General features: G+C 65.0%; 17 protein-coding genes and 1 tRNA gene. 3 read left to right on the forward strand and 15 right to left on the reverse strand.

Annotation, left to right across the window (positions count from 1 at the left end):
• On the reverse strand, window positions 1-213 hold a 213-nt coding region (locus KZZ07_RS28130), incomplete at its 3' end, for a DUF6538 domain-containing protein (protein ID WP_370631215.1).
• 61 nt (window positions 214-274) lie between these two features.
• A tRNA-Phe gene (locus KZZ07_RS21335) sits at window positions 275-349 on the reverse strand.
• Window positions 350-483: 134 nt separating this feature from the next.
• Here KZZ07_RS21335 and mnmH point away from each other — a divergent pair.
• Window positions 484-1542 (forward strand): tRNA 2-selenouridine(34) synthase MnmH, encoded by a 1059-nt coding sequence (gene mnmH, locus KZZ07_RS21340; protein ID WP_219517021.1) that lies wholly within the window; start codon window positions 484-486, stop codon window positions 1540-1542.
• On the opposite strand, the gene selD is transcribed toward mnmH, so the two are convergent.
• The 10 genes from selD to KZZ07_RS21390 all read right to left on the reverse strand — a co-directional run bounded on the left by selD (window position 1524) and on the right by KZZ07_RS21390 (window position 10351).
• Window positions 1524-3656, reverse strand: coding sequence for a selenide, water dikinase SelD (selD, locus tag KZZ07_RS21345; protein ID WP_219517022.1), 2133 nt, complete (start codon window positions 3654-3656; stop codon window positions 1524-1526). The genes mnmH and selD overlap by 19 nt on opposite strands.
• A 62-nt stretch (window positions 3657-3718) precedes the next feature.
• Window positions 3719-4252: a chemotaxis protein CheD gene (locus tag KZZ07_RS21350; RefSeq protein WP_219517023.1), complete on the reverse strand. Its 534-nt coding sequence runs from the start codon at window positions 4250-4252 to the stop codon at window positions 3719-3721.
• Window positions 4249-5430 (reverse strand): CheB methylesterase domain-containing protein, encoded by a 1182-nt coding sequence (locus KZZ07_RS21355; protein ID WP_255564503.1) that lies wholly within the window; start codon window positions 5428-5430, stop codon window positions 4249-4251. Before KZZ07_RS21355 ends, KZZ07_RS21350 begins: the two co-directional genes overlap by 4 nt.
• Window positions 5431-5486: 56 nt before the next feature.
• Window positions 5487-5822: a DUF8776 family protein gene (locus KZZ07_RS21360; protein ID WP_219517024.1), complete on the reverse strand. Its 336-nt coding sequence runs from the start codon at window positions 5820-5822 to the stop codon at window positions 5487-5489.
• 20 nt (window positions 5823-5842) lie between these two features.
• Window positions 5843-6229 carry a response regulator gene (locus KZZ07_RS21365; protein WP_219517025.1) on the reverse strand — a complete coding sequence of 129 codons (387 nt, stop codon included), beginning with the start codon at window positions 6227-6229 and terminating at the stop codon, window positions 5843-5845.
• A gap of 9 nt (window positions 6230-6238) precedes the next feature.
• Window positions 6239-7120 (reverse strand): CheR family methyltransferase, encoded by an 882-nt coding sequence (locus KZZ07_RS21370; protein ID WP_219517026.1) that lies wholly within the window; start codon window positions 7118-7120, stop codon window positions 6239-6241.
• The gene (locus tag KZZ07_RS21375) at window positions 7117-7584 is read right to left on the reverse strand and encodes a chemotaxis protein CheW (RefSeq protein ID WP_219517027.1); all 468 of its coding nucleotides are present in this window, start codon (window positions 7582-7584) and stop codon (window positions 7117-7119) included. The genes KZZ07_RS21370 and KZZ07_RS21375 overlap by 4 nt, the downstream gene beginning before the upstream one ends.
• Window positions 7577-9694 carry a chemotaxis protein CheA gene (locus tag KZZ07_RS21380; protein ID WP_219517029.1) on the reverse strand — a complete coding sequence of 706 codons (2118 nt, stop codon included), beginning with the start codon at window positions 9692-9694 and terminating at the stop codon, window positions 7577-7579. Before KZZ07_RS21380 ends, KZZ07_RS21375 begins: the two co-directional genes overlap by 8 nt.
• A 1-nt stretch (window position 9695) precedes the next feature.
• Window positions 9696-10070, reverse strand: coding sequence for a response regulator (locus KZZ07_RS21385; RefSeq protein WP_219517031.1), 375 nt, complete (start codon window positions 10068-10070; stop codon window positions 9696-9698).
• Window positions 10067-10351 carry an STAS domain-containing protein gene (locus KZZ07_RS21390; RefSeq protein WP_219517032.1) on the reverse strand — a complete coding sequence of 95 codons (285 nt, stop codon included), beginning with the start codon at window positions 10349-10351 and terminating at the stop codon, window positions 10067-10069. Before KZZ07_RS21390 ends, KZZ07_RS21385 begins: the two co-directional genes overlap by 4 nt.
• 422 nt (window positions 10352-10773) lie before the next feature.
• Between KZZ07_RS21390 and KZZ07_RS21395 the strand changes: the two genes are divergently transcribed.
• Both KZZ07_RS21395 and KZZ07_RS21400 read left to right on the forward strand, forming a co-directional pair.
• A complete protein-coding gene (locus KZZ07_RS21395; protein ID WP_219517034.1) occupies window positions 10774-11235 on the forward strand; it encodes a thiol-disulfide oxidoreductase DCC family protein in 462 nt (153 codons plus the stop codon).
• The gene (locus KZZ07_RS21400; RefSeq protein WP_219517035.1) at window positions 11232-11759 is read left to right on the forward strand and encodes a DUF4166 domain-containing protein; all 528 of its coding nucleotides are present in this window, start codon (window positions 11232-11234) and stop codon (window positions 11757-11759) included. The genes KZZ07_RS21395 and KZZ07_RS21400 overlap by 4 nt, the downstream gene beginning before the upstream one ends.
• Here KZZ07_RS21400 and KZZ07_RS21405 read toward each other — a convergent pair.
• From KZZ07_RS21405 to KZZ07_RS21415, 3 genes are all read right to left on the reverse strand, one after another.
• Window positions 11726-12277, reverse strand: coding sequence for an HD domain-containing protein (locus KZZ07_RS21405; protein ID WP_219517036.1), 552 nt, complete (start codon window positions 12275-12277; stop codon window positions 11726-11728). The genes KZZ07_RS21400 and KZZ07_RS21405 overlap by 34 nt on opposite strands.
• Before the next feature lie 298 nt (window positions 12278-12575).
• Window positions 12576-14000 carry a C69 family dipeptidase gene (locus KZZ07_RS21410; protein ID WP_219517037.1) on the reverse strand — a complete coding sequence of 475 codons (1425 nt, stop codon included), beginning with the start codon at window positions 13998-14000 and terminating at the stop codon, window positions 12576-12578.
• Window positions 13997-16063, reverse strand: coding sequence for a dipeptide ABC transporter ATP-binding protein (locus tag KZZ07_RS21415; RefSeq protein ID WP_219517038.1), 2067 nt, complete (start codon window positions 16061-16063; stop codon window positions 13997-13999). The genes KZZ07_RS21410 and KZZ07_RS21415 overlap by 4 nt, the downstream gene beginning before the upstream one ends.
• Window positions 16064-16075: the final 12 nt, after the last annotated feature.

Raw genomic sequence — 16075 nt, forward strand, 5'->3', positions numbered from 1 at the left:
TCTGTTCTCCTCGTCGTTTTGAACGTTACGAGAACAAACTCTACTTTTGAATGGCCCAGTTCTTTGGGGGCAGGTCAAAGCTGATCTGGTTCTCAGTGAGTATGAGATTTTTGACGACGTATAGTGTTGCTTCAGGTCCTTCGGGACTCGCCTCACGAAGTAAAAGACGCCATCTTTGACAAATGAGTGAGGTGCAGTTTTGTTCTCCGCCATGTTCTACAGTAGCTCCATCATCAGATAAAGCTGAGGTCTTACAATGGCTTAGCGGATTAAATGGTGCCCGGGGGCGGAATCGAACCACCGACACGAGGATTTTCAATCCACTGCTCTACCCCTGAGCTACCCGGGCACGGGAGAAGCTGTCGCTTCGGGTGGAGGCGGTTTAGCCGAGGTCCGACCCGGTGTCCAGCAGCTTTTCAACAGAATTTCACCTCGCTGAATCCGGCTCTTCCCAAGCGCCGGTTGCCGGGATAAATCCTCGCAATGACCCTGATCCCAGATTGCCTGGAGAGCTTTTACTCGCACGGTTTCGATACCGTGATCGACGTGCGCAGCCCGGCGGAATTCGAAGAGGATCGCATCCCCGGTGCGATCAATCTCCCCGTTCTCGACAACGAGGAACGGGCCCGTGTCGGGACGATCTACAAGCAGGAGAGCCCCTTCAAGGCGCGCAAGCTGGGGGCTGCGCTGGTGTTTCGCAATGCCGCCAACCACATCGAACGTCACCTGGCGCATCACGAAGGTGGCTGGCGGCCGCTGGTCTATTGCTGGCGCGGAGGGCAGAGGTCAGGCTCGTTCACCTGGATGCTGCGCGAGATCGGCTGGCGGGCAGAGGTGGTGCCGGGAGGCTACCGGACTTATCGCAGGCTTGTCACCGCCTACCTCTACGACAGGCCGCTGCGGCATCGACTGGTCCAGTTGGGCGGCTACACCGGGACGGCCAAGACCGCACTGCTCCCGCGCCTGAAAGACCGTGGCGTTCAGGTTCTGGATCTCGAAGGGCTGGCGCGCCATCGGGGATCGCTACTGGGCGAGATGCCCGGCGGACAACCGGCCCAGAAGGGGTTCGAAACCGATCTTGCCCGGGCGCTTTGCGCCCTCGATCCGGCGCGACCTGTCGTGGTCGAGGCGGAAAGCAGCAAGATCGGGCAGATCAACCTGCCGCCGGCGCTCTGGGACGCGATGAAAACCGCGCCCTGGGTCGAGGTTTCTGCACCGATTGCCGCGCGCGCCGAATATCTGGCGCAGGCCTATGACGACATCCTGTCCGACGCGGCAGGTCTGCGCGAAAAGCTGGCGCCGCTCCGCTATCACCGGGGGCACGAGATGGTCGACCGGTGGGAGGCGCTGATCGACGCGGGGGATCGTCTGGCCCTGTGCCGCGCGCTGGCCGAGGATCACTATGATCCGGCCTATCGCAGTTCCATGCGCGCCCATGTGCCCGAGGTCCTGCACCGGGAGGAGACACCATCGCTGGCGCCCGGGGCATTGGACGCACTGGCCGACCGGCTGGCGGCGCGGCTTCAGACAATTCGGATCTGACCGACGCCCTCTGTGACGATGCCGATCCGCGCGGCCTCGTACCCTGCGTCGCGCAGGGCCGAAAGGGTGTGGGCCCCATCGCCGGGCAGGGCCGCCAGCAGGCCGCCGGAGGTCTGCGGGTCGATCAGCAGATCGTGCCGGGGGCTGTCTGCGAGATCGGGGAAAGGGGCCCGATTGTCCGGGTAAAGACTGGAGCGGACGCCCTGGCGGGAAAGCTCCAATGCGCCTTGCATCAGCGGCACTGCCTCCAGTGTGATCTCTGCGCCGACGCCTGAATTCAGACAGATGTTGCGCAGGTGTCCCAGCAGGCCAAAACCGGTCACATCCGTCATGGCGTGCGCGCTTTTCAGCAGGGTCGAGGCCTGCGCCTGCGATTGGACCATCCGGTGCAGGGCGGCGGCCACGTCTTCGCCCCGTGCAAGCCCCGCCATTTCGCCGGCCATGAGGACGCCGGAGCCCAGCGGCTTGGTCAGGATCAACGCATCACCGGGGCGCGCCCTGGCAAGGCCGATCGCTGTCCCGTCGCAGGTGCCGGCGATGGTGAAGCCGATGGTCAGTTCCGTCCCCTGCGATGTGTGGCCGCCGACGATGTCTGCCCCGCCCGCGCGCATGATGGCGCGGGCGGTTGTCATGATCTCGTCCAGCGTACGGCCGGCCAGCCGGGGCGACATCCGGGGCAGGACAAGGCTGGCAAGTACGGCCTGCGGCTGGCCACCCATCGCCCAGATGTCGCCAAGCGCGTGTTGAGCGGCGATGCGTGTCATGGTCACGGGATCGGCGGTGATCTCGCGCAGGTGGTCGGTGCTGAAGACCAGATCGGCACCGCCGATGCGCACCTGTGCGGCGTCGTCCCCGGGCAGGACCGATGGCGTCTCGCACAGCGCCGCCATCAGGGCGCCCTGGCCCAGCTTGGCGCCACAACCTCCGCACAGGACCTTGTCGCCAAGTTCCGCGGCACCCGCGGCACGTGGATCCGGCAGGGCAGGCGGGGCCATTTGCGGCAGGTGCTTGAGCTTGGACATGAATTTACGGTCGATCCGGTCTTTCCAGCGCCAGATCAGGGGACCGGCGAAGCTCAGGCCGAAACGGTCGCCCAGGGCGGTTTTGCCGCCCATCGACACAAGTTTCAGATAATCCTTCTGTGGGGAGTAACGGTGCATGCGCCCGGTTTCGCGCAGCGCCACGCGCAGGTTTTGCGCCAGCACCGGGGCCTGCCGTACGGCATAGACACCGGCTTTGGGCCGTGGTGCGAATGGCATATGCGCACAATCCCCCGCGGCAAAGATGCGCGGATCCGAGGTGCGCAACTGTGGATCGATATTCAGATAGCCGTCCTGCTGCGCCAGCCCCGTTTCCGCAAGCCATGCATGCGGACGCGCACCGGCTGCGCCACAGACGAAGTCCGCAGAGATTTCATAACCTTCCAGCGTCACGCCCTCCGAGGTGATTGCCCGCACCTCGACGCCTTCATGCAACGTGACCCCGGCGCGTTCCAACGCCTCTCGCAGGCGAGCCGCCGAACGGGCGGGCAGGGCGGTCAGCACCTTGTCGCGTTCGATCAGATGCAGCTTTGCCGGCCGCTCAGCCCGTGACAATGCGTGCCCCATCGCCAGGATCAATTCGGCGCCCGCGACCCCGCCGCCGATCACAGCCACGCTGGCCGGGCCGCTGGTTTGCAGGACGGTCTGCCAAGCGGTGGCGAACCGTTCCAGCGGCTTGGCCGGGATGGCGTGTTCGGAAAAGCCGGGGATCTCGGGCATGGCCGTGGTGATGCCGACGTCTATGCTGGCCAGGTCAAAGCCGACCGGTGGACGGCCCGCCACGTGAACCTCTCCCCTGGACAGGTCGATGCCTTCAGCCGCGCCAAGGATCAGCCGCGCCCCGGCGAACCGCGCCAGCCGGACAAGGTCGATCTCCAGCGCGTCGCGCGTGTAATGTCCGGCGATATGTCCCGGCAACATGCCGGAATAGGCAGCAGTCGGCCCGGGGTTGATCAGCGTCAGGCGCGCGCCGGGCAGCGGCTTCATGCCCCAGAATTTCAGGACCAGCGCGTGACTGTGGCCGCCGCCAACCAGCACGAGATCGCGGGTAAACGGATGGGACAGTGGCTGCATCTCGGTCTCCCTCGGCCTGCGGGCAGATATCCGCCCGGTTTGGGATACCGCCGAAGCGTCCGTCAGAAAAGCGTGATCTCGTCCGTCTTGGGCCGGGGGATGGGGGCCGGTTTCTCTACCGGCAACGACACCGCATCTGCAGAGACCATGAGCTGACGTACCCGCCCGCTCGTGGGCCAGAAGCGTATCCGCCGGGCCGATGTGCCGCCCACGCTCTCCGCGATGCAGGGGATACCTTCGTCCTTGAGGAAGCTGCGTGCAAAGGCCGCGTTCGATGCGCCGATGTCGCGCAGGTTGCCCATCATGCTGGCCCCGCCAAAGATCTTGGCCTGCAACCGGGCGCGGTCGGCCCCACTGCGCAAGAGCCCGTTGATCAACAGCTCCATCGCGTAGGCGCCATAGCGGACATTCGCCCCCTCACCCCCGTCTCGCTTCGGCAGGAGGAAGTGGTTAAGCCCGCCGATCCTGCGGTGCGGATCGAACATGCAGACCGCGATACAGGACCCCAGAACGGTTGTCAGGATCACCTCGAGACTGTCCGAGATTTCGAACTCGCCCTGGATGACATTTACCAGCTTCTCGGTTTGGGGTGTCATGTCTGCAATTCCCTGCCTGGGCCAATGCCTGTGCCGCGGCGGGCCAGCAACGCCTCGGCGATCTTGTTCAGCGGAAGGACCCGCTCGACGCCGCCAAGTTCGGCGGCGGCCCGCGGCATGCCGTAGACCACGCAGCTGTCCTCGTCCTGTGCCAGCGTGCGCGCGCCGGCATGCCTGAGCGCCTTCATCCCCTCGGCGCCGTCGCGGCCCATGCCGGTCAGCAATGCGGCAGAAACCCGCGGCGCCACGGGCAAGGCCGAGAGGAACAGCCGGTCGACCGAGGGGACATGCCCGGCCACGGGGCCGTCGGCGATGGTCGTGACCCGTGTCGCGGCGCGCCCGTCCAGGACCAGATGTGCCCGGATACCGGCGCCGATCAGGATCTGTCCCCGCCTCAGGGGCATGGGGCCATTCGCCAGCAGGACGCTTGGCAGGCACTGTCGGTCCAGCAATCCGGCCAGGCTTTCGCCAAAGCCGGAACCGGTGTGCTGCACGACCATCGTCGGCGGGCAATCTTCGGGAAAGCGGGTCAACACGGCCAGCAGCGCATCGACACCGCCAGTGCTGGCACCGATCAGGACGATGGGATCGCCACCCGCGGGGCCGCGCAGGTCTGCCTGGGGCTTGCTAGTGATGCTGTTCATGCGGGCGGTGCCGGGTCCTTGGCTTGGCGTCGAGACCATATTGATCCGGCGCCGCTTGCCCAGGCTGTTGGTCTGCGTGCCGGGACCGACCACTCCGGTCGTTTCGGTCGAACGGTGTGGCATGGGTTTTGCCGCCGGGTGAGGGTTCAGTCCTGTACGGGTCAGGGAGCGGAGCTGCCTTTCATAAACCTCGTCGGGCGCATCCGCCGGGATCGAAAACAGGTCGGATCGGGGGTCGCCGCCCGCCGGGACTGTGGCCGGGCGGCGCACCCTGCGGTTCGGCACCGTCACCACCAGCCAGCGGATGTCCAGTGTCGAAAATAGCGCCCGCATCACCTCGAATTCCGCGAGGCCGGCAAGCACATCCGCGATGAGCACGGCCTTCGGCAACTCTTCCTCGACGACGTTGTAGGTGTTCATGAGGTCGCCGGTTTGCGCGATGACCTTGAACTGGCTCATGCCGTCCACGATCAGGCCCAGCCGCTTGCGCTGGGCGGCGTCCGGCGTGGCGATGACGACACTCTTAACCGACATGGTTCAGGCCCCGCCCGCGTGGGGCCAATGTGGCCAGAGACCAAAGGACCGATCCATCAGAACAGTTCCGCGTGGCCGCCATCGGCGGCGGAATTGACCTGCCCCCCCAGACGGCAGGCCATGTCGCGCAAGGGAACCGCGGTCAGAGCTTCGCTGACGTTGACCATGCCATTGGCGTCGGTCGCGGCCGAGATCTGGTCGAGATAGTCGGCAAGCGCGCCGATCGATTGCCGCAGCATGTCCAGCTCCTGCAGCATGCGGATCGAACTGGTATCGAAAGCCTTCGTGGACTGGCCGATCACCGCGTCCAGCCCGTGTTCGAGCCGTTCGAGCCGGGCGTGCAGGCCCTCCAGCTCGTCCGAGGCACGCCGGGTGGCGAGTTTCAGGGGCAATACGGTGTCTTTTCCCCTGGTCATAGGCGACCGACCACGCTTTCGATGCACTGTTTCATCGAGGCCGAGGTAAAGGGCTTCTTGATCATGTTGTTGAGGCCCAGCCGCTTGGCCTCGGCCACGATTTCCGGCGTCGGGCGGCCGGTGACCAGGATAAACCCCATCTTCTTCAGCGCCTGGTGGCCGCGCACCGCCTTGAGCAGGCCAAGCCCATCCAGGCCGGGCATGTTGTAATCCGACAGCACCAGGTGCACCGGGCTTGCGGCCATGCGTTCAAGCGCGGCGCGCCCGTCGTTCTCTGTGACATAATTCTTGACCCCGATGTCATCGAGGGCCTGGGTGATCAGGCCACGGCTTGTCGCCATATCGTCGACGACCATGACCCTGAGAGAATCCTTCATTCCCATCTTGCTCTCCTATTGCAGCGCAGGCGGCACATTGCTGCGTGCCCTGCGGTAACTGGTGATCCCGAATCCGGTGAGGGTCTGCAGGGCCTGGCCTGTCACCCGTTCGGAGTGTCCGATGAACAAGAGCCCATCGGGGTTCAGCATGGCGCTGAAGCGTTGCCAGAGGCGCTTTTGCGTCTCCTGGTCGAAATAGATCGCGACATTGCGGCAGAAGATCGCGTCAAAGGGGCCGCGGAAGGGCCAGTCCACCATGAGGTTCAGCTCGTTGAAGGTGATCAGTTCCTTCAACGCCTGTGCCACGGCGTATGTCTTGCCGGTCGCATCGGTTGCCTTGGTCCATTTGCTGCGCATCGGCGCGGGAATGCCGGCGATGTCCTCGGCCGAGTAGACCCCGTCGCGGGCCCTGTGCACGATCTTGGGATCGATGTCGGTTGCGAGAATGCGCAGATCCTTGCGCGCGGCCTCTGGCACAGCCTCGAGGACCGTCATCGCGATCGAATAGGGCTCCTGACCGGAGGAACAGCCGGCGGACCAGATCCGCACCCTTTGTCCGGCATTTGTACGCTCCGCGAGACCCGCCGCGAAGTGCTTTGCGAGGGTGTCGAAGTGGTGGGTCTCACGGAAGAAACTGGTGACATTGGTGGTCAGGGCCGAGATCAGTTCCAGCCGCTCAGCCTCTTCTTCACGGCGTTCGAGCAAGGCAAGGTAGTCGGTGAAGTTCCCGATTTGCCGGGATTTGAGCCGCCGCGACAGCCGCGAATAGACCAGCGGCTTCTTGCTCTCGGCAAGGCTGAGGCCGAACCGTTCCTGGGCAAGCTGCGCGATGGCGCGAAAATCCGCATCGCTGAAAGGGATGTCGCGCGTGAAGGCGCCCGGCGGAGAGCTTGTCATGCAGGCAGCCCCTTGCCGCTTTCGACGACGGCGCCCAGGTTGACAACGCGCACCATCGTCTCGTCGACCGAGATCATGCCCTGGATGCTGTTGCGCGTCGCCTCGGACTTGATGTCGGGGGTTTCCTGGATCTCGGACTTGTCGACCGAAAGGATCTCGGACACCGATTCCACCAAGAGGCCGATGGTTGCGCCATCCACCGCGGCGACGATCACCACGTTGCGTTCGTTCGCGGGAGTGGCGCCCAGTCCGAAACGCGCCGAAAGGTCGAAGATCGGGATCACCGCGCCGCGCAGGTTCATCACGCCCAGCACATCGGCCGGTGTGTGGGGCAGGGCGGTCACCGGGGTCCAGCGACGGATTTCACGGATCTGCGTTATCTCCAGGCAGTAACTTTGACCGCCTGCCGAGAAGGTTATGAATTCGAACTGCGTATCCGCATGCGCTTCCGCGGTCTCAGCCATGACGAAGCTCCATTCTGCTGTGCTGTGCAAAGGGATCGTTGCCCGAGGCATGTGCGAGATTGATCAGCTCTTCGGGATCGAGGATGAGGGCGATCTTGCCATCGCCCAGGATGGTTGCCGCCGAGACGCCCCGGATGGCGGCATAGTTGCTTTCTAGGCTCTTGATCACCACCTGGCGCTGGTCGTGGATCGCCGTCACGCGCAGGGCCGTCAGCCCCTGCAGTTCCGTACTGACCAGCAAAAGGATGCCCGCGCCGCCGGTGTCGTCGTGGCGTGCGAGGCCCAGGTTGTCGGCCACGTCCACGATCGGCACATAGGAGCCACGCACGCTGACCACCTGGCTGTCTGTTCCGACAACATGGATGTCGCGCGGGTTGGGGCGTATGGTCTCGAGGATCGAGGAAATCGGGATAACCATAGTCTGGTCGGCCACCGAGATCACGAAACCATCCATCACGGCCAGTGTCAGCGGCAGGACGATGGAAAAGGTCGTGCCCTTGCCCGGGGTCGAGGTGATCGACACCCGCCCGCCCAGCGCATGCACTGCGTTCTTGACCACGTCCATGCCGACACCGCGACCCGAGAGGGCCGAGACCTCGCCCGCAGTTGAAAAACCGGGCAGGAACAGGAGGTTGTCGATCTCCGGGTCGGAAAGTTCCACGTCTGGAGGCACCAAACCCTTTTCGATGGCCTTTGCCAGGATCCGCTCCCGGTTCAACCCGGCGCCATCGTCCGAGATCTCGATGAAGACGCTGCCCGACCGATGTGAGGCCGAAAGGCGGATTGTGCCCACCGGGTCCTTACCGGCGGCTTCCCGACCCTCGGGTTTTTCCAATCCGTGGTCGACGGCGTTGCGGACCATATGGGTCAGCGGGTCGGCCAGGCGTTCGATCACGGTCTTGTCGACCTCGGTCGAGTCGCCCACGGTCACCATCTTCGCTTTCTTGCCGGTGGCGTCCGAGGCCTCGCGGACGATGCGAGACATGCGCTGGAACAGCGGTTTGACCGGTTGGGCGCGGATGGCCATGACACCTTCCTGGATGTCGCGGGCCAACAGCTTGTAGGCTTCCAGCTCGTTGGTCAGATGCGCGACTGTCGGCAGGTCCAGTTCTTCGATCCTCTGAGAGATCATCGCCTGATTGATGATCAGTTCCCCCACCGTGTTGATCAGCCGGTCGACCCGATCGAGGTCGACCCTGAGGGTGGGTTTGGGGCCACGCGCTTCCTTGCGTCGATCGGGAGGGGGGGCGCTGTCGGTGGTCTCTTCGGCTTCCGGCAGCACGGTCTCAGTTTCTGCTATGGGCTCTTCAGTGCCGGTCGACGGCTCTGGATCGAAAGGGGTGGATACGGGCACCTCCTCGGGCCCGGCTGTGACAGAAATATCCAGCTCGCAAAGGCCTTCGACGAATTCGAACACCTCGTGCAGGGTGGTTTCGGGCTCGCTGCTGGCCAGCCGCATGTGCCATGACAGAAAGGCGTCTGCGGGATCGAATGCATCGAACTCGGGGATGCGGCTGATGTCGGCCTCGACCGTCATGTCCCCGAGGTCGGCAAGCGCGTCGAGGATCAGCAGCGGTTCATGTCCGTTCTCGTAGAGCGCGCGGCTCGGCACGAAACGAATCTCGAAGACCCGCAAGGCGCCGCCATCGTCCTCGGACGGCAATTCGATCGCGGGGCCATCGAAATCCAGTGTGACCGCGTCAAAGCTGAATTCTTCCGCCGCGGCCTCGTCGCCCAGGTAGCTGTCCAGTTCCCCGGTCAGGCCAGCCTCGGCCTCATCGTCGAGATGGGTTTCGTCACGCGCGGCTTCGACGAGGTCGGACAGGTGATCGCCTGCACGATGAAACAGGCTCATCAGCTTTTCATCGACCGTCAGCTCGCGGTCGCGGACCTTGTCCATCACCGTTTCAAAGGAGTGGGCGAAGGACACCAGCCGATCTAGCGCAAAGGCCCCGGCGCCGCCCTTGATCGAATGCACCGAGCGGAAGACGGCGTTCACGACCTCCATGTCCTCGGGGGCCTGTTCCATCTGCGCCAGCCCTTCGACAAGGGCCTCCAGCAGTTCTTCGCATTCCTCGAAGAATGTATCTCTGATCGAATTTCCAGACATCTCAGCTCACATGCCCCGTCAAGCGCCGCAGGACGGACACCAGAGAGGCGTCGTCGAAGGGTTTCACGATCCAGCCTGTCGCCCCGGCGTTGCGGGCGCGGGCCTTCAATTCGTCCGAGCTTTCGGTGGTCAGCACCAGGATCGGCACGTTGGTCCGGTTGGGGCCGGCGCGCAGGGTGTCGATCACGCCGAACCCGTCCATCTTGGGCATATTTATATCCGTGATGACCACGTCCGGATCGACATCGGGGAAAATGTCGACACCCTCCTGGCCGTCACAGGCAGAGTGAAACTCGAACCCCGCGCCTTCGAGAGAGACGCGCAAAAGGTTGCGGATCGTTCGCGAGTCGTCGATTGCCAGGACTTTGGTCGTCATTGCAGAGGTTCCTTGTCGAAATGGTCGGGAGAGAGACCGAGCCTTTCGAGTCCCTCGCGAAAGCTTGGCGCCATGTCGGTGATGTCGAAGGGAATGCCGTCCGTTTCCCATTGTTTCCGCGCCACCAGCAGCAGTTGCAGCCGGTGAGAGTCGAGCCGGTTGACGTCGCGCGCCGAGATCGTGACCGGCATACGCCGGGCATTCAGCAGAAAGGCGACAAGCGGATCTTCACCGGAGCGGGCCCGGGCCGGGCCGAGGGCGTGGAAACTGATGTCTGACATAGCTGGTATGCATCCTTCGTGGCACGGGTGTGCGCCTTGAAACGGCACATCTGACACTCGGCAGGAATAAGGATGCTGCCTTAACAAAGGGTTCCGATCTTCGGAGACCACAACGCGGGCGCCGGGCCGGCATGGCGCGGGGCGGCGCATTTGCGAGGGGTGAGCGGATAACTGCATGAAATAACGTAAGGAAAATCGGTGTGGGCCCGATCTGCCCAACGGATTCCTTCCGCACTTTTAAAACTGAAAATTCGAGCCATCCGCCCTCTGTTCGGCGTCGACCCGTCTTGACACATGGCCCGGCAATGCTGGCCCGGCCCGTCAAACTGCGCGTCATGCCCTTGCCCGCCGCATCGTACGCCGGGGTCTTTTGTTTTGCTGTGTCGCAGGGCACCTTATATCGAGTCCAAAGGAGGTCTCCGATGCGTCTCGCTAGTCAGCCCCCCTATTCGTGGCGCGCCGATCCGCAAGTGCCGGTCTTTGACGAGACCATCATCCTGGTGGTGATGGATGGGGAATGCGGGCTTTGCTCGGTGACCGCGCGGCGCATAGCGCGGCTCGACAAGGCGGACCGTGTCCGCATCTGTACGACCCAAGCCGCGCTGGGGCAGGGGCTGATGCGCCATTTCGGCCTTGATCCGGACAACCCTGACAGCTGGCTGATGTTGCAAGACGGTCGGGCCCGGGCCGGTTTGGACGGGGCGATATGGTTGTTCCCGCAGCTTCATGCGGGCTATGCGCCGCTCAGGGCGCTGCGCCTGCTGCCCGGGCCGCTGCGGGATTGGCTCTATGCCCGTGTTGCCCGCAACCGGTACCGCATTTTCGGCCGAAAGCAGATCTGTGCCTTGCCGGACGAGGCCCTGCGCCGAAAGCTGATCGGGTGACGCCCTATGCGCAAGTGCTGGGGGCGGACCTGGACCGGCTGCCATCGCCGTGCCAGGCATTGCACCGTGCATTCGGCCGTTTCGAAGGGCGGATCACCGTCAAGCCGGCGCCGTTTCCAGCACTGCGTTTGCTTGCGCGTCTGATGGGGCTGCCCGCGGCGACCCGCGATGCTCCTTTGGTGCTGGAAACTGCGCCCAGCGAGCAGGGGGCCTGTTGGACACGCGTGATCGGCACGCAATGCATGGTGTCAGAACAACGCGCCATGCCGGATGGCACATTGGCCGAGCAGCTTGGCCCGGTGACATTGGCGGCCAGGCTGGTGCCTGACGTTGAAGGTCTGCACCTGGAAACCGCCTGGGTGCGCTTTCTGGGCCTGCGACTGCCACGGCTGTTCTGGCCAGGGGTGCAGGCGCGCGAATGGGCCGAAGGCGGGCTCTATCGGTTCGAGATCGACATCAGGTTGCCCGTTCTTGGCACGCGGCTGATCGCTTATTCCGGCTGGCTCGATCCGTTGGCATCCTGATCGCCGGACCGCCGGTCCAGTTCCTCGAAAAGGTGTTGTTTCGCGGCACGATAGCGCGCGCCCAGGCTTGCGGCCTTGGCCTCTGGCAGCTGTACCAGCCGATCGGGATCGGAATTGTCGGTCAGGTCGGCCAGTTTGACCCGGATGGCCGATACCGTGCCCGCGCGCGCCAACCGCTCGATCCGCTGTGCGTAGGTCTTCTCCGGGTCGGGCGATTTGGTCACCGCCTGTACCGTGTCGATCACCTCGGGCGCATAGCCTCGTGCGGCGAGATCCGCTGCGGTGATCTCGGTGTCCTCCAACACATCATGCAGCCAGGCGGCATGCCGCTCCACCGAACTGGCATCCGGGAACAACCGGACCAGATGGCGCGAGACACGGACCAGGTGTCCGACGTAGGGCTGACCGGCCTTGTCCCGCTGTGCCGCGTGCCAATATCCGGCCCAGGCGGCGCTTTCTTCCAGCGTGGGGTGCAAACGGCAATCCGATGGACAGCGGCCCGTTTGTGGCATGGACATCCGGGGGTCTCCTGTGGCGGGGCAAGCGCAGCTTGCCCGCAGCTGTGCAGGGGCACAAGTCCGCGCCGTCCGCCGAAACCTTCGCCCGCGACCAGCTGCGCGGCAACCTGCACGCGGTTGTCACATCGCAACGCGATGCGGTGGACCGGATCGAGCAGGTGATGCCCCGGGACGCCGTCCTTTTCAACTCAAAGTCAGCCTTTACGGTCTGTTTCATGGGTCAGGCGAACCGGCGAGCGGGCCGCGTGACCGATGCGCCCGCGATCGAGACCGCGCTGGGCTGGTTCCGGGCCTGCCGCTACCAGAGCTGGGCGGGGGCCTGCGGCTTGCCGTGGCGGTTCAGGGCATCGCGCATCCGCAGCCTTGCGTGCCCGGCGGCGACAAGCGCGCGGCAATCCTCCAGACCGGCGCCCAGCCAGACCGCGCTTTCCCGCGTCAGCACCCGGCGGGCAAGGCCGGTTTCGCCCGCGTCCAGCAGGATCTCGGCGCTGCGCAAGACGTCCGGCAGCTGTTCCGCCAGGCGCGCCTCCATCAGGCGCCAGTGATCCCAGGCCTCGCGCAGCAACCCCTCGTCCTGAAAGGCGAGGTGCATCAGGCGCTTGAACTGGTAGACCGCGCTGTCCGAGACCTCGATCCCCTGCGGCACATGGCTGACGGTATCGGGGTCCTTGTCCTCCTTCCGGCGGTCGAGAAAGCGATGCGCCTCGCCCGTGGTCAGGTAGCGGTGCTGGGCGAATTCGTCCGGCACCTCTGTCTGGCCAAGGAAGACCGGCACCAGCGGCGCCGTCACCGGGCCGACCGGCGCATGCCACATCATCCGCAGGTCCGGATGCGCAGGGTGAACCAGCGGCACCACCTGTCCATAGCCCGCCGTATCCCCGGTCAGGACCTCTGTCTGGATCGCCCAGCAGACATCCGTGAAGGTGATCGGCCCGGCCTCCGCCCGCTTGCGCATCTCGGCCTCGACCCAGGCCACGCCCTCCCACGGACCCTTGCCGTCGCCATAGATGGCATTGACGTCAAAGGGCGCGCCGGAGGCCGGGTCGTACCAGCCCAGATCGACAGCGGTCTGGATGAAATGATCGGGGTAGAGAAAACGCTCGTCCGATTGCAGCGGAACCACGCCCACATAGCCGGGGCGGGACGCACGGATGTCATCGGCCCCCAGGCGCTCGGCCACCCAAAGCCCCTTGCCGCCCGAGAACTGGATCACCACCCAGGCTTCGTCCGGGTCAGCGATGATGTGGGAATTGCCGCCATAGCAGGAATAACCGTGCTCGGCGATCAGCGCCGCCATGATCTCGACCCCTTCGCGGGCGGTGCGGGCGCGTTCGATCACGATGCGGGCGAGGTCGGAATAGTTGGGGCCGGTCTGGTCCTTCGGCGTCATCTCGATCAACGCATCGCAGGAGGTCGACCAGATGTCGCGCACGGCCACGCCGTGTTCGTTCAGCCCGCCGTTGGTGATCGGCGCGGGCACGCCCAGGTAGTAGCTGTAGCTGACGCGCAGGTGCCGGGCGGTCTGCGCGGCCTGCGGGATCTGCGTCCGGTGGCCGGGCATGTCGCTGTCCGGGCCGACGCCCACGGCGATGGTACTGCCCGGCGCATGCTCTGCGCGCTCCACGATCTCCAGCCAGTGGCTGGAGGGTTCGTCGCCGTATCCGGCCAGCCATGCATGTCCGTCGGCCGTCAGGTTGCGGCCGATGTAGATCCCGTAGCTCATGCGGTCTCCGTCAAGTCAGAAGGGGTGCGCAGGGGGAACAGGCAGGCATGCCTGTGGTCCGGCGCGATATGGGTATGTCGGGGTTTCGCCGCATGGCAGGCGTCTTGCGCCAGCGGACAGCGGGCGGCGAAATCGCAGCCCTTGGGGCGGCGCAGCAGGCTGGGCACCTCGCCTTCGATCACGGCGGTCGGCGGGCGCCTGCGATCCGGGTCGGGCTGCGGGACGCCTTCGACCAGGGCGCGGGTATAGGGATGCGCGGGCCGGGCAAAGACCTTTGCCGCCGGGCCGTCCTCGACGATGCGACCCAGGTACATGATGGCGATCCGGTCGGCGATGTGGCGCACCACCGGCAGGTTGTGCGTGATGATGAGATAGCTCAGCCCGTGCTCTGCCTGCAGGTCGGCCATCAGGTTCAGGATCTCGCCCTGAACAGAGACATCCAGCCCCGCTGTCGGCTCGTCGGCCACGATCAGGCGCGGGTTCAACGCCAGCGCGCGGGCCACGCCCACGCGTCGGGCCTGTCCGCCCGACAGTTCGTGCGGATAGCGCGACAGGAAACTGCGCGGCAGGCGCACCATGTCGGCCAGCCGTTCGGCCTCGGTGTCCAGGTCACGCCCTTGGGCGCCGTGGATCACCAGCGGTTCGGTGATCAGCGCCCGCACCGACTTGCGTGGCGAAAGCGAGCCGACGGGATCCTGAAACATCATTGTCATGTCGCGGCGCAGCGGCTTGAACTGCCCCTCTGCCATGCCCGCGATGTCCCGCCCGTCGAACCGCACCGTGCCGCCGGACGCGCCTTGAAGGTTGAGGATCGTGCGCCCCAGTGTCGTCTTGCCCGATCCGCTTTCACCGACCAGCGCCAGCGTCTCGCCTGGCTTCACGTCCAGGCTGACGTCCAGAACCGCATCGACAAAGGGATCGGACACGCCGTTCAGCCGCGCCTTGAGCGGTCCCATCGTGCGGAAACGGACATTGAGGTCATGCACTTCCAGCAACGGCGGCGCATCGCTGCGTGCCTTGACCGGGGCCAGCCCGCCCAGGTCGCGCCCGACGGTGACAACATCGGCGGGTGGCGGCCAGGAGGCATCGGCAAGAGGCCCCTCCAGCAGGTGACAGCGCGCCATTCCGCCGCCTCGTGCCACCATCGGCGGCGCGACCTTGGCGCAATCGGGCATCGCCTTCTGGCAGCGGTCGGCAAAGATGCAGCCCGGCAGCGGGCGGGTCAGGTCGGGAATGTCGCCCGGGATCACAGGCAGCTTGCGGGAAACCTCGGCGATCCGGGCCGGGTCGCATTCCAGCAATGCCCGGGTGTAGGGATGGCGCGCGTTGTGAAAGATCTCGTGGACCTCGCCGGTCTCGACCACCTCGCCCGCGTACATCACCACCACGTCGTCGCACATCTCGGCGATAAGCCCGAGGTTGTGCGACACGACGACGATGGTGGTATCGAAATCGTCGCGCAGGCCCCGCATCAGCCCGATCATCTGCGCTTCCATCGTGACATCCAGCGCTGTGGTCGGCTCATCCGCCAACAGCAGGTTCGGCCCGGTCAGCATCGACATGGCAATGCCGGCACGCTGGCGCATGCCGCCGGAAAACTGGTGCGGGTAGGCATCAATGCGGCTGTCCGGATCGGGAATACCCACGCGGCGCAGCATGTCGATGGCGGCCTTGCGCTTGTCCGCCTCGGACATGGACCGGCGATAAAGGATGTCGGACATCTGCCTTGCATAGGGCAGCACCGGGATCTGCGATGTCATCGGGTCCTGGAAAACCACGCTGATCTCTTCACCCCGGATGGCACGCAGGGCCTGGGCATCCAGTGTCAGCAGGTCGCGGGCGCCATAGTCGACGCGCCCGGCCGTCACCTCGGCATTTCCGGCCAGAAGGCCCAGGATGGACCACAGGACCGTGCTCTTGCCCGATCCGCTTTCGCCGACGATGCCCAGGATGCGGCCCTTTTGGACCGGAAAGCTGATGTCGCGCAGCGCCTTGACCCGGCCCCGGTTTGTGCGGAAGTCGAGCGACAGCCCCTCGATGTTCAACAGTATGTCTTTGGTCATCTGTCTGCGCCC

This window comes from Mameliella sp. CS4, from assembly GCF_019392335.1.
Lineage (GTDB): Bacteria > Pseudomonadota > Alphaproteobacteria > Rhodobacterales > Rhodobacteraceae > Antarctobacter.

Excerpts from the sequence above, each read along its gene's own strand:
- mnmH (WP_219517021.1), top strand. The coding sequence starts at position 484 with ATGACCCTGATCCCAGATTGCCTGGAGAGCTTTTACTCGCACGGTTTC.
- selD (WP_219517022.1), bottom strand. The coding sequence starts at position 3,656 with ATGCAGCCACTGTCCCATCCGTTTACCCGCGATCTCGTGCTGGTTGGC.
- KZZ07_RS21350 (WP_219517023.1), bottom strand. The coding sequence starts at position 4,252 with ATGACACCCCAAACCGAGAAGCTGGTAAATGTCATCCAGGGCGAGTTC.
- KZZ07_RS21355 (WP_255564503.1), bottom strand. The coding sequence starts at position 5,430 with ATGTCGGTTAAGAGTGTCGTCATCGCCACGCCGGACGCCGCCCAGCGC.
- KZZ07_RS21365 (WP_219517025.1), bottom strand. The coding sequence starts at position 6,229 with ATGGGAATGAAGGATTCTCTCAGGGTCATGGTCGTCGACGATATGGCG.
- KZZ07_RS21370 (WP_219517026.1), bottom strand. The coding sequence starts at position 7,120 with ATGACAAGCTCTCCGCCGGGCGCCTTCACGCGCGACATCCCTTTCAGC.
- KZZ07_RS21375 (WP_219517027.1), bottom strand. The coding sequence starts at position 7,584 with ATGGCTGAGACCGCGGAAGCGCATGCGGATACGCAGTTCGAATTCATA.
- KZZ07_RS21380 (WP_219517029.1), bottom strand. The coding sequence starts at position 9,694 with ATGTCTGGAAATTCGATCAGAGATACATTCTTCGAGGAATGCGAAGAA.
- KZZ07_RS21385 (WP_219517031.1), bottom strand. The coding sequence starts at position 10,070 with ATGACGACCAAAGTCCTGGCAATCGACGACTCGCGAACGATCCGCAAC.
- KZZ07_RS21390 (WP_219517032.1), bottom strand. The coding sequence starts at position 10,351 with ATGTCAGACATCAGTTTCCACGCCCTCGGCCCGGCCCGGGCCCGCTCC.
- KZZ07_RS21395 (WP_219517034.1), top strand. The coding sequence starts at position 10,774 with ATGCGTCTCGCTAGTCAGCCCCCCTATTCGTGGCGCGCCGATCCGCAA.
- KZZ07_RS21405 (WP_219517036.1), bottom strand. The coding sequence starts at position 12,277 with ATGTCCATGCCACAAACGGGCCGCTGTCCATCGGATTGCCGTTTGCAC.
- KZZ07_RS21410 (WP_219517037.1), bottom strand. The coding sequence starts at position 14,000 with ATGAGCTACGGGATCTACATCGGCCGCAACCTGACGGCCGACGGACAT.
- KZZ07_RS21415 (WP_219517038.1), bottom strand. The coding sequence starts at position 16,063 with ATGACCAAAGACATACTGTTGAACATCGAGGGGCTGTCGCTCGACTTC.